Below are 11,791 nucleotides of genomic sequence, written 5' to 3' on the forward strand. Positions count from 1 at the left end.
ATAAAAAAAGGAGATGACTTAGCATCTCCTTTTATCACTACAGGCTTAATTACGCCTCGATGGCGACACGTAATTTTTTCATCGCGTTCTTTTCAAGCTGACGAACGCGCTCGGCTGAGACACCATATTGGTCAGCCAGTTCCTGCAGGGTGATTTTGTTATCATCATCCAACCAGCGAGCACGAATGATGTTTTGGCTACGCTCGTCAAGGGTCATCATAGCATCAGTGAGTTTGTCCGCTGCGTGCGAGTCCCAGTTATCTTCTTCGATACCATCGGCAAAGTCTGACGTTTTATCTTGAAGATAAAGAGCCGGAACCAGGGATTTACCTTCTGCGTTATCGTCGTCAGACGTTAGATCAAAGGCCATATCCTGAGCAGACATGCGGGATTCCATCTCGCGTACATCTTTACTGCTCACGCCCAACTCGCGTGCGACCATTTCAACTTCGTCTTGATTAAACCATCCTAAGCGTTGCTTAGTTTTACGCAAATTGAAGAATAACTTACGCTGTGCCTTGGTTGTCGCAACCTTAACGATTCGCCAGTTACGTAGGACGTACTCATGTATTTCAGCCTTGATCCAGTGAACGGCAAAGGATACTAGCCTTACCCCGACTTCAGGATTAAAGCGGCGAACGGCTTTCATCAAGCCTATGTTACCTTCCTGAATAAGATCGGCCTGAGGTAAGCCATAACCTGAATAGTTACGAGCAACGTGAACCACAAACCGCAGATGTGACAGGATCAGCTTTTTCGCTGCATCCAGATCAGACTGGTAATGCAGCCGTTCTGCTAATGCTTTTTCCTCTTCGGCCGACAGCATCGGGCAGCCATTGGCAGCTCGGATGTAAGCATCGAGGTTACCTAAAGGAGCAATAGCTAAAGCTTGCATTTCGTTGGTCATTCAAACCCTCTCAATTAGTTGTGCTGTTCGTCCCTAAAACAGACTTATTACCTTACGCTAGCGTTGTAGTGTTATCACAAGCAACAAGTGCTATTGGATTAGAACACAAACTTATCCACAGGTTCAATTATTGTTGTGGGTAATTTATTCTAGCGCCTTTCCTTGGTATGCCGACAGAGTCGGCCAGATATCAAATAATACTATAGCAAAAAATATTGCGATGCATTAATCCGGTGTAAAACGACGTAAATGCTGAACTGTCGCTAACCAAGCAGCAACCCAACCGATCATCGCGGAGACTAATAACAACAATAATGCTTCGTCCCAAGAAAAACCTGACAGATCGAACGAGGCACTGAATACCGATGCCACATGTGAGACGACAGACTCTAGGCGAAATACCAATATCTCAGAGAAAATCAATGATAGAAATGCGCCAGCGAGTCCAAGCATGGCCCCTCCGTACACAAAGGGCCTCAGGATAAACCCATCCGTTGCACCAATTAATTTTTGGACATTGATTGTGTCGCGACGTGAGAAAATGCTCAATCGTACGCTATTGCCAATCACAAGGAATACGGCAACGACCATGAGCATACCTATCATCAGTGCGACATGCCCGGCCAACCCTGTTAACGCAGAGAGCCGAGCGAACCAGCTGTCATCCATGCGGACTTCGTCGATACCATTTATTTTGGTAATTCGGTCGCGCAAGGTATTCATCGTGTCAGTATTCTGGAAATCTAATTTTGGGGTGACAACCGCCACTGCCGGGAGCGGATTTTGCTCAAGCATATCCATCGCGCCACCGAAGCCGGACCAATTACGGAACTCGCTTAAGCTTTCTTCGCGAGAAAGGTAGTCAACGTGCTGCACGCCTTCCAGCTGTTTAAGCTGCTGCGTCACGTTTTCGGCAGCGTTGTCATCTAAAGTTTTAGAGAGATAAACCGTTAATTGTGGTGCCGGGTACCATTGTTTGGCGGCCTGGTCAACGTTCTTCCACACAATGTAGCACACGCTCGGTAATGTTAATGAAATAGCGATAACGGTCACCGTCAGAAGCGTAGCTAGGGGCTGGCGCAGCATATCCGACAGCATTCCTCGCCATGCATAGTGTAATTGTTCTTGCCATCCGCCACGTAATGCGCGTTGCTTAGAAACTTTCTTCTGTCTCGGTGCTCCCGGTTTTTTCAGGCGCTTATTCAATTTATTAACCGCTTTCATTCCTCGCCCCTGTATAACCGACCTTGGTTGAGATTCATTACGTTGTAGTTACGCCGTTCAATGAGGGAGATGTCGTGCGTCGCCATCAATACCGTCACACCGACCCGGTTAAATTCTTCAAATAAGCGAAGGATATCTTCTGAAAGCGCATGATCTAAGTTACCCGTAGGTTCATCCGCAAGCAGTAAGGCGGGTTTGTTAACCACTGCTCGCGCTATCCCTACACGCTGTTGCTCACCGCCTGAAAGTTGAATTGGGAAATTCCTCGCTTTATCAAGCAGCCCCACTTTATCCAGTGCTGCGGAGACACGCCGCCGAATATCTTCTTCACTGGCCCCAGAAATAATGAGGGGGATCGCGATGTTGTCATAGACGGTACGATCCATTAATAGATGGTGATCTTGAAAGATCATACCGATTTGACGACGTAAGAACGGAATTTCACTGTTTTTAAGGCGAGTGATGTTATGCCCGCTAAACCAGATTTGCCCGGCGCTCGGTCTTTCAATACCGCAAATTAGCTTTAGTAATGTACTTTTACCCGCACCAGAATGCCCGGTTAGAAATGCCATTTCTCCTTGGCGTAAATGAAAATCCACGCCCTGAAGGGCCTGACGCCCTCCTAAATAAGCTTTACTGACCTCTTCAAAGCGAATCATTCCGTTATTCCTCTCGGGCGAATAGCGCCTCTATAAAATCTTCAGCCTGGAATGGCCGTAAGTCATCAATCCCTTCGCCTACACCAATGTAGCGAATCGGAATACCAAATTGGTCAGCAATACTAAAAATCACGCCGCCTTTCGCCGTACCGTCCAGTTTAGTTAAGCTAATTCCCGTCAAGCCCACTGCTTCATTAAATAATTTAGCTTGGCTGATGGCATTCTGTCCGGTGCTGGCATCCAGTGTTAGCATCACCTCGTGTGGCGCATCTTCGTCTAGACGACTCATCACACGCGTAATTTTTTTCAACTCTTCCATTAAGTGTGATTTATTCTGCAAACGTCCAGCGGTGTCAGCAATCAGTATATCCACGCCACGGGATTTTGCCGCCTGAATGGCATCAAATATTACGGATGCAGAATCAGCGCCCGTATGCTGTGCAATCACGGGAATATTATTACGCTCGCCCCATACCTGTAATTGTTCAACCGCCGCTGCACGAAACGTATCCCCTGCCGCTAACATGACTGATTTCCCTTCAGACTGGTACTGCTTAGCCAACTTACCAATTGTTGTCGTTTTACCGACACCATTGACGCCAACCATTAGAATAACAAATGGATTTTTCCCTTCAACAGACAATGGTTGCTCAACCTTATGCAAGATAGCAGCCATCTCATCCTTCAGAATGCTATACAACGCTTCGGCATCTTTTAGCTGTTTGCGGTTGGCTTGTGCCGTTAAAGAGCGAATAATTTTCTGCGTGGTATCCATACCTACATCAGCGATAAGTAATTGTTCTTCAAGCTCTTCGAATAAATCGTCGTCAATTTTTTTGCCACGAAATAGCCCTACGAATCCGCTACCTAGGTTCTGGCGGGTTCTGACTAAACTCTGTTTAAGTCGAGCGAAGAAGCCTGCCTTAGTCGGTCTTTCCTGCTCTTTAGGTGGGGTGATAGCCGCTAATTCGCTAACATCTTCCAGATTATTCTGAGGCTCAGGCGTAGCAGTACCTAGCACGTCGCTCTTATCAATCTCTTCAATATCTTGCAGAGGTTGGGGGATGTTAGCGGTCAGCTCTGGCTCTGGCTCTGGCTCTGGCTCTGGCTCTGTAGGAAGAGAGGAAGCCTCGCTACGCTCACTGTCAACAATAGACTGCTCTTCGACATTTTCAGCAGATATTTCTGCTGCAGGAGATGTCTCAGGAGATGTCTGTTGCTGAGCTGCATATTCTTGGTCTAACTCGGTTTGTGGCGCGCGCTCCTCTTGCTGGTGCTGAGCCGCCTCCTCATGAGACGAGGCAACCTGTTCCGGCTCTACTGCTTGGATATCGTCCTCAGCAGGCTGTTTTTCTTCGTCTTTACCAAAACCTAACCAGGAAAAAAAGCCACGTTTTTTTTCTTTTGCCATTGTTAGACAATGCTCCTTGCCAAGGCCGCCCAGAACGCTTGTCTGGAACAGATGCCACTGAAAATTATTTGTATCACTCAGTAATAAACTACTGCCATACTGCGACACTAATGGGATAATGGTTTATTCTACCATTTAACACGTACTGCATCACAGTTCCGATTCTGCGTTTATTCGGCGGTAAGCAGTAAAATTTAGTAATAAACCAATGTAAGTATAAACTATGAGCAAATCGGCAGGAAAAATTGGGCAAATACGGATTATTGGCGGGCAATGGCGCGGCCGTAAATTGTCTGTGCTTAACAGCGAAGGACTAAGGCCTACTACCGATCGTGTCCGTGAGACCTTGTTTAATTGGTTGGCGCCATGGCTCCCCGAGGCCAATTGCTTGGATTGTTATGCAGGGAGTGGGGCTTTAGGTATCGAGGCGCTATCGCGCTACGCAGCAGAAGTTACTTTACTAGAGAAAGATGCACATGTTGCTCGGCAACTTGAGCAAAATATACAAGTGCTTAAAACAAAGAATTTAACCCTACATCGCACAGATACTCTGCAATTCCTTGCTCAATCGACACCTAGTGCTCCGTTCAATATCGTCTTTATTGATCCCCCTTTCCGACGGGGTCTTTTAGAACACACGATAGAATTATTGGAAACTCAACAGTGGTTAGCTGATGACGCAGTGATTTATACCGAGAATGAAGTCGAGCAAGGGACGCCGAAAGTCCCGAACAACTGGACCTTGTATCGAGAGAAAGCCGCTGGCCAAGTTTGCTACCGTCTTTACCATCGCCAGTAACCAAGGGAGATTGCTATGTTAATTAATGCTGGCCGAGCTGTAATGTTATTTATTTGGGCTGTTTTATTACTTAATTTAATTCATCCTGCAACCAAACCTTTAAAATACTTTATAGATGTCGCTCTTATTTTCATGGTCGTCATGCATGGATTACAATTAGTGTTATTAAAATCTACTCAAATGGGATCTGCGCCTAAGCTATCGAGAAAGGACCAGATAAGAATATTTATTTTTGGTGTTTTCGAATTACTCTCTTGGCAAAAGAAAAATTTCCCTAAACAGTAAAACTAAAAGAGAGGTCTCCCTCTCTTTTAGTTTTTTACTTACATTTCGCGATATGATGCAATATAAGGCATCGCTTTATCGTAGCCTAATATCCCTCCATACAGAAATCCTCCAATTCCAGCACCGACTGCCGAAGCAGTTAGGCCGACCAACTGCGCAATGCCTCCAACGAGCCAACCACCCGCGCCACCATACTTACCACCTACTGCGGCGCCGGTACCGAACCCATCAATAGCACCGACAATAGATCCCCAAAAGGCGCCAGTGAAGTCACCATCGATTAAACCACCTGCACCCGATACTTTAACCAAATCATTTTGTGAAATTTCTTTCATACATTAACTCCTTAATAAGCTACAATATTGGATAAAATTATAAACTTCAAAAAAAGAATCTATGCATAGAGGTCACAACGTTATTGACGTTGTACGCTAACTCTATACTGAATCAGGTACAATTCAATAAGTTAAAAACTCATTAATTAAATAATTATTTGACAAGTATTTTGACACTTCAAATAAAAGGGAATACTACTTAAAAACTAAAAAAAAAGAACAACACCTAAGAAAGGCGTTTGATTTACTAATGGTAAATTTCTGTCTAATTTATCTTTAATTGATTATCTCTGGAAGGAAAAGCGTAATTGTGGGATGTCATATTATTCTCAAATATGAATAAAAAATAATATTAGCTATAAAATAGCCATTATTGAAAATAGACAGAGTCAATTTTCAATAATTCATAGGGCTACCCTAGGCGCCTTTTCTTACAAAGAAAGTGTAAGGCGTCTCCGTAGTGTGTGCGGTAATTAAGGTATGTTCCATAAATTCACAAAATCCTGGAATATCACGCTTAGTCGCGGGATCGTCGGCAATAATTTTGACAACCTGCCCCTCATCCATACTACGTACCATTTTTCTTACCAGCATTACCGGTTCTGGACAACGTAAGCCTTGAGTATCTAACAAGTGATCGTAATCGTCGGTTTTAATGTTCATACAACGTCTCGTACTTTGAAAATAGATGCAGTGTACTCCGCCGTACGGATGCACACAATTTTAGCCGCCGTGGCAAATTCTAGGTCAATCACGATTTGCATAATTGTCCTATATCGGTAAGATGCAGCCCGTTACCTTGCTCTTGAATAAGAGTAAGCCGTTTGGGTTCCCTCACCCCATTACACTAAAAAGGCGCATAATGTATCACTTAAATGATAAGCAGCGGAAAAACCTGCTGTTACCCTTGGCTATTTTCCATCTTCTAATCATCACTTCCAGTAATTATCTGGTGCAGCTCCCAGTCAGTATCTTCGGGTTTACGACAACATGGGGAGCCTTCAGCTTTCCTTTTATATTTTTAGCCACCGATCTTACTGTGCGTATTTTTGGAGCGATGGTAGCGCGGAGGGTTATATTTTATGCGATGCTTCCAGCGCTTGTGCTCTCTTTCATCATATCAAGTCTGTTTTATCAAGCCACTTGGCAAGGGTTCCAGGCTTTGACGACGGCTAATACTGTAGTCATGCGGATCGCTCTAGCCAGTTTCTGTGCCTACATGTTAGGGCAGTTCCTGGATATCTTCGTTTTTAATCGCCTTCGACAGGCTAGACAATGGTGGCTTGCCCCGGTTGCTGCAATGTTCTTTGGTAACCTCAGCGACACTTTAGCGTTTTTCTCGATCGCCTTTTTTAATAGTAGCGACGCTTTTATGGCTACACATTGGCAAGAAATCGCTGTCGTTGACTATAGTTACAAGGTTTTGATCTGCCTCGTCTTTTTTATTCCTGTTTATGGTGTACTCTTAAACACTATTATCAAGCGTTTACTTAGCCCGCGGCAGGTTCACTCTTTTAACCCCTAAAATGTTAGGCTGTATAAAAGAGAAATGAAATACAATATAGTTTGCAGCAACGTACTCTTACCGCTTTGATTACGACACACATTGTAAGGAACGGACTACTATGCGATATATCACACAATACTTAGGGATATTCTTAGTTGTATTAGGTTTGACAGCCTGTGATCAGAAGAAAGAAGACCCTAAACAAGATCAGCAAAGCGCTGCTCAACGTCAGCAGCAGAACATCTCATTACTTGATGGAAAGTTAACCTTTAGCCTGCCACAAGACATGAGCGATCAAACCGGTAAACTCGGAACTGAGTCTAACAATATGCACGTCTATGCTAATGGCAATGGACAACAAGCAGTGATCGTGATTATTGGTGATGAAACGCAACTGTCACTGTCGCAGCTCTCGCAAAAGCTGCAAGATCAGCAACGAAATCGTGATCCTCAACTCCAAGTCGTTGCCGATAAGTCGATAATGCTAGGCCATACTCAAGGCCAGCAATTGGACAGCGTCGTATCGACGAATAATCATAGTAACTGGTCTACAGTAGTCCTTGCTAAGCTAAACAACCAGCTTATTACTCTACAGATTTCGCTTCCGGCTGATAATCAGTCGCAGTCGCAAAGTATTGCCTCTGAGATTGTTCAATCAATCGTTATTCATTAGTCCCCATAAGGCCGTATGCGCTGCAAACGGCCTTATATCTCCCCTATCACCGGAACACACTTTACGCCCTCCTTACCTCAGTAAGAACAGTAGACTTTGTTCAGAAAATGAACCGAATGTGACTTCTATCACATAGATACAGTATACTTAGCCGCTTAATCGTGTATTTGAGCTGATAATTGATAGTTACTGATAGATGAAAAACTAACAATATTTCGTATAATTTTAGTGCCCACCGGCACAAATTTTCAAAGACCACTTAGCAAATTTCCGTCACTGTATAGGTAAATTTATGAAATTACGTAGGAAGCGTATTAAACCCATCGGTATTAATGATGTCACCATCATAGACGATGCCCGTTTACGTAAAGCTATTACTGCTGCTTCATTGGGAAATGCAATGGAGTGGTTTGATTTCGGAGTTTATGGTTTTGTGGCTTATGCATTAGGTAAGATTTTCTTCCCTTCTGCTACGCCTGGTATTCAGATGATTGCTGCGCTAGCGACCTTCTCCGTTCCCTTCTTAATTCGTCCTTTAGGTGGGCTCTTTTTCGGTATGCTGGGCGACAAATATGGCCGCCAAAAAATTCTTTCTATTACTATCGTCATTATGTCGATCAGTACCTTCTGTATCGGCTTGATCCCTTCTTATGCTTCAATAGGTATCTGGGCGCCAATACTGCTCCTCATCGCTAAGATGGCACAAGGCTTCTCCGTCGGGGGTGAATATACTGGCGCATCTATTTTTGTTGCAGAGTATTCTCCTGACCGTAAACGTGGTTTCATGGGGAGCTGGTTAGATTTTGGTTCGATCGTTGGCTTCGTCTTCGGTGCGGGGGTTGTTGTACTGATCTCAGCTATTATTGGCGAAGCTCGCTTTATGGAATGGGGTTGGCGTTTACCGTTCTTCTTAGCGTTACCCCTCGGAATGATCGGTCTTTACCTACGCCACGCTCTCGAAGAGACTCCGGCATTCCAGCAACATGTCGATAAGTTAGAACAAGGTGACCGTGAAGGCCTACAAAACGGTCCAAAGGTCTCTTTTAAAGACATTGCCACCAAACATTGGAAAAGCTTGTTATCTTGTATAGGTCTAGTGATCGCCACTAACGTTACCTATTACATGCTGTTGACCTATATGCCAAGCTACCTCTCCCATAATCTTCATTATTCGGAAGATCACGGAGTATTGATTATTATCGCTATTATGATTGGTATGCTATTTATCCAACCAATCATGGGGATGCTTAGCGATAGATTCGGACGTCGCCCCTTTGTTATCGTAGGCAGTATCGCATTGTTCTTTACCGCTATCCCAGCCTTCATGTTAATTACCAGTAATATTCTGGGGCTGATTTTCGCCGGGCTGCTAATCTTGGCCGTCGTATTGAACTGCTTTACGGGTGTCATGGCATCATCGCTACCGGCAATGTTCCCGACCAATATTCGCTATAGTGCTTTAGCTAGTGCATTCAATATTTCTATATTAATTGCCGGCCTGACACCAACCATTATTGCTTGGTTGGTCGAAGCTTCAAACAATCTCTTTATGCCAGCGTATTACTTGATGGTCGTCGCAATTATTGGACTGATCACGGGTATCTTCATGAAAGAGACCGCTAATAAACCGCTGAGTGGTGCCACACCTGCAGCATCTGATTTAAATGAAGCGCGTGAGATTTTACAAGAGCATCACGATGGCATTGGCCAAAAAATCGAAGATATTGATGAAGAGATCCAACGTCTAGAACAAAAACGTAGCCGCTTGGTTGACCAACATCCCGATATTAAAGAGTAATAAAAAAATACCCCCTCCGGGGGGTATTTCGGCACGCAAGGTAATGTTCTCCCCTCCCTGAAAGCGTAAGCTTTCTCTTTCCACAATTTTTACGAGAGTGCCCATGTCTGAATTTATTCTGCCCAACCGTCCACGAAGACTTCGTAAAACTGCGTCGATGCGTGAACTCTTTCAAGAGCAATCATTAAGCTTAAATGATCTTATCCTGCCGATCTTCGTTGAAGAGGGCGCAGAAGACTATCAGCCGATTAATGCGATGCCTGGAGTTGTCCGCATTCCTGAAAAACGACTGGCCTTCGAAATAGAACGATTCGCTAAAGCAGGTATTCGATCTGTGATGACGTTCGGGATTTCCCATCATCTTGATGAGACAGGAAGTGATTCTTGGGCAGAGAATGGTTTGGTCTCAAGAATGTCTCGTATTTGTAAAGATGCTGTTCCTGAAATGATTGTGATGTCGGATACCTGTTTTTGCGAATATACCTCACATGGTCACTGCGGTATTCTCTGTGCAAATGGTGAAGTGCATAACGATAAAACGCTCGTTAATCTCGGTAAACAAGCCGTAGCAGCAGCGCGAGCTGGCGCAGACTTTATCGCACCATCTGCGGCGATGGATGGACAAATTAAAGCAATTCGTCACGCCCTCGACCAAGCGGGTTTTGAAAATACGCCGATCATGGCTTATTCAACAAAATTTGCCTCGTCCTACTACGGTCCTTTTCGCGAAGCTGCGGGGACGGCTTTGAAGGGTGATCGCAAGACTTATCAAATGAACCCTATGAACCGTCGCGAGGCGATTCGCGAATCGTTACTCGACGAAGCAGAAGGTGCAGACGTACTGATGGTTAAACCGGCAGGGGCTTACTTAGACATTATTCGCGATATCCGCGAACGCAGTGACTTGCCATTGGCAGCCTACCAAGTAAGCGGTGAATACGCGATGATTAAGTTTGCTGCACAGGCCGGGGCTATTGATGAAACCAATGTCGTACTCGAAAGCTTGGGCGCGATTAAGCGGGCGGGAGCAGACACCATCCTCTCCTACTTTGCCCTGGAACTTGCTGAGAAGAAGATCCTGACCCCTTAACGATTATTAGCCGTCAATCAATGACGGCTGCTAAAGTCAGCCAGAGGTGTCTTAGGTCACCTCTATTATTCTTTACTGTCTGCCTCGTAATATTGTACACCGATTTGAATACGTTCACGCCCCGTTGCGACACGGTGACGATTGGTATCGCGTAGCGAATAGATACAACCACAATATTCTTGCTGATAAAAACGTTCGCGTTTACTGATATCAATCATCCGCTTCGAGCCACCGCCCTTGCGCCAGTTAAATTCCCAGTACATCATATCGGGATAGCGTGAGGCTGCTCTAACGCCGCAATCGTTAATCTGCTCCATGTTTTTCCAACGCGAGATGCCAAGACACGAGGTTATCACCGGAAAGCCATTTTCATGCGCATACAGTGCCGTACGCTCAAAACGCATATCAAAACACATCGTGCAGCGTTCACCGCGCTCCGGCTCCCACTCCATTCCCTTAGCGCGTTCAAACCAGTTATCTCGGTCGTAGTCGGCGTCAATGAAAGGAATACCGAATTTCTCAGCGAAACGAATATTCTCTTCCTTACGTAACTCATACTCTTTTAAAGGATGGATGTTGGGATTATAGAAAAAAATCGTGTATTCAATACCCGAGGCTAACATTGCTTCCATCACTTCACCTGAACATGGCGCACAACAAGAGTGCAGTAGAACTTTATTGTGTCCCCCAGGTAAGGGTATTGCTTTACGCTCTAAAGAGTCAGACATACTCATCTTCCAAATAAATCTCATCACAATGACGCCTCAAGAACGAGGCGTAGATAGACGTCACCCATGGGGTGACTTGATACCGCGTTTTATCACCTGCGATATGCTGGGAAAAAAAGGCTACATCGAGTAACCCGGTTTTTTAATCAAGTACGCTTGTTGGCCGATGATTTCAGGCTCGTAAACCGCAGATCCCCACTGTTCGGGAGAGATATGCCGTAACGAAACGCTTACCGAATCTGTTTTCGAGCCGAATCGTCTCACAATGACTTCTGTAATTTCATCAGCTAACGCTTGTTTCTCTTCCTCTGTAAACTCGCGAGGAAAACTTTTTATATCAACGTGTGGCACAATTACTCCTCATTGATCAGGGGG

At 44.8% G+C, this 11,791-nt stretch carries 14 protein-coding genes; 6 read left to right on the top strand and 8 right to left on the bottom strand.

Going from position 1 to position 11,791, the window contains the following annotated elements:
• Nucleotides 1-49: 49 nt before the first annotated feature.
• The 4 genes from rpoH to ftsY all read right to left on the bottom strand — a co-directional run bounded on the left by rpoH (nucleotide 50) and on the right by ftsY (nucleotide 4,201).
• Nucleotides 50-907 carry an RNA polymerase sigma factor RpoH gene (rpoH, locus tag HGT70_RS13140; protein ID WP_071433207.1) on the bottom strand — a complete coding sequence of 286 codons (858 nt, stop codon included), beginning with the start codon at nucleotides 905-907 and terminating at the stop codon, nucleotides 50-52.
• Nucleotides 908-1,132: 225 nt separating this feature from the next.
• Complete coding sequence (ftsX, locus tag HGT70_RS13145) at nucleotides 1,133-2,131, bottom strand: permease-like cell division protein FtsX (protein WP_071433205.1); 999 nt, start codon at nucleotides 2,129-2,131, stop codon at nucleotides 1,133-1,135.
• Nucleotides 2,128-2,790 carry a cell division ATP-binding protein FtsE gene (ftsE, locus tag HGT70_RS13150; protein WP_071433203.1) on the bottom strand — a complete coding sequence of 221 codons (663 nt, stop codon included), beginning with the start codon at nucleotides 2,788-2,790 and terminating at the stop codon, nucleotides 2,128-2,130. The genes ftsX and ftsE overlap by 4 nt, the downstream gene beginning before the upstream one ends.
• Before the next feature lie 4 nt (nucleotides 2,791-2,794).
• Nucleotides 2,795-4,201 carry a signal recognition particle-docking protein FtsY gene (gene ftsY / locus HGT70_RS13155; RefSeq protein WP_214196169.1) on the bottom strand — a complete coding sequence of 469 codons (1,407 nt, stop codon included), beginning with the start codon at nucleotides 4,199-4,201 and terminating at the stop codon, nucleotides 2,795-2,797.
• Between the two features lie 223 nt (nucleotides 4,202-4,424).
• Here ftsY and rsmD point away from each other — a divergent pair, with 223 nt between their 5' ends.
• Nucleotides 4,425-5,000 (top strand): 16S rRNA (guanine(966)-N(2))-methyltransferase, encoded by a 576-nt coding sequence (gene rsmD, locus HGT70_RS13160; RefSeq protein WP_214196170.1) that lies wholly within the window; start codon nucleotides 4,425-4,427, stop codon nucleotides 4,998-5,000.
• Between the two features lie 15 nt (nucleotides 5,001-5,015).
• On the top strand, nucleotides 5,016-5,285 hold the full coding sequence (locus HGT70_RS13165; RefSeq protein WP_071433197.1) for a DUF1145 family protein: 270 nt from the start codon (nucleotides 5,016-5,018) through the stop codon (nucleotides 5,283-5,285).
• A 38-nt stretch (nucleotides 5,286-5,323) separates the two neighbouring features.
• On the opposite strand, the gene HGT70_RS13170 is transcribed toward HGT70_RS13165, so the two are convergent.
• Together HGT70_RS13170 and tusA are read right to left on the bottom strand one after the other, a co-directional pair.
• Nucleotides 5,324-5,620 carry a DUF5862 family protein gene (locus HGT70_RS13170; protein WP_071433195.1) on the bottom strand — a complete coding sequence of 99 codons (297 nt, stop codon included), beginning with the start codon at nucleotides 5,618-5,620 and terminating at the stop codon, nucleotides 5,324-5,326.
• Nucleotides 5,621-6,037: 417 nt separating this feature from the next.
• Nucleotides 6,038-6,283, bottom strand: a complete 246-nt coding sequence (gene tusA, locus HGT70_RS13175; RefSeq protein WP_071433193.1) for a sulfurtransferase TusA — start codon at nucleotides 6,281-6,283, stop codon at nucleotides 6,038-6,040.
• A gap of 199 nt (nucleotides 6,284-6,482) precedes the next feature.
• Here tusA and HGT70_RS13180 point away from each other — a divergent pair, with 199 nt between their 5' ends.
• From HGT70_RS13180 to hemB, 4 genes are all read left to right on the top strand, one after another.
• Entirely contained in the window at nucleotides 6,483-7,145 is a 663-nt protein-coding gene (locus HGT70_RS13180; protein WP_071433191.1) for a 7-cyano-7-deazaguanine/7-aminomethyl-7-deazaguanine transporter, read from the top strand.
• Nucleotides 7,146-7,245: 100 nt separating this feature from the next.
• Nucleotides 7,246-7,800 (top strand): DcrB family lipoprotein, encoded by a 555-nt coding sequence (locus HGT70_RS13185; protein WP_071433189.1) that lies wholly within the window; start codon nucleotides 7,246-7,248, stop codon nucleotides 7,798-7,800.
• A gap of 292 nt (nucleotides 7,801-8,092) precedes the next feature.
• Nucleotides 8,093-9,598 carry a glycine betaine/L-proline transporter ProP gene (proP, locus tag HGT70_RS13190; protein ID WP_071433187.1) on the top strand — a complete coding sequence of 502 codons (1,506 nt, stop codon included), beginning with the start codon at nucleotides 8,093-8,095 and terminating at the stop codon, nucleotides 9,596-9,598.
• Between the two features lie 103 nt (nucleotides 9,599-9,701).
• Nucleotides 9,702-10,688 (top strand): porphobilinogen synthase, encoded by a 987-nt coding sequence (gene hemB / locus HGT70_RS13195; protein WP_071433185.1) that lies wholly within the window; start codon nucleotides 9,702-9,704, stop codon nucleotides 10,686-10,688.
• A gap of 65 nt (nucleotides 10,689-10,753) precedes the next feature.
• Here the strand turns inward: hemB and HGT70_RS13200 are convergent, their stop codons facing one another.
• Nucleotides 10,754-11,416, bottom strand: a complete 663-nt coding sequence (locus HGT70_RS13200) for an epoxyqueuosine reductase QueH (protein WP_071433183.1) — start codon at nucleotides 11,414-11,416, stop codon at nucleotides 10,754-10,756.
• Nucleotides 11,417-11,536: 120 nt separating this feature from the next.
• Complete coding sequence (pptA, locus tag HGT70_RS13205) at nucleotides 11,537-11,767, bottom strand: tautomerase PptA (protein ID WP_071433181.1); 231 nt, start codon at nucleotides 11,765-11,767, stop codon at nucleotides 11,537-11,539.
• Nucleotides 11,768-11,791 lie beyond the last annotated feature (24 nt).

This window comes from Rosenbergiella collisarenosi, assembly GCF_018494085.1.
Taxonomy (GTDB): Bacteria; Pseudomonadota; Gammaproteobacteria; order Enterobacterales; family Enterobacteriaceae; genus Rosenbergiella; species Rosenbergiella collisarenosi.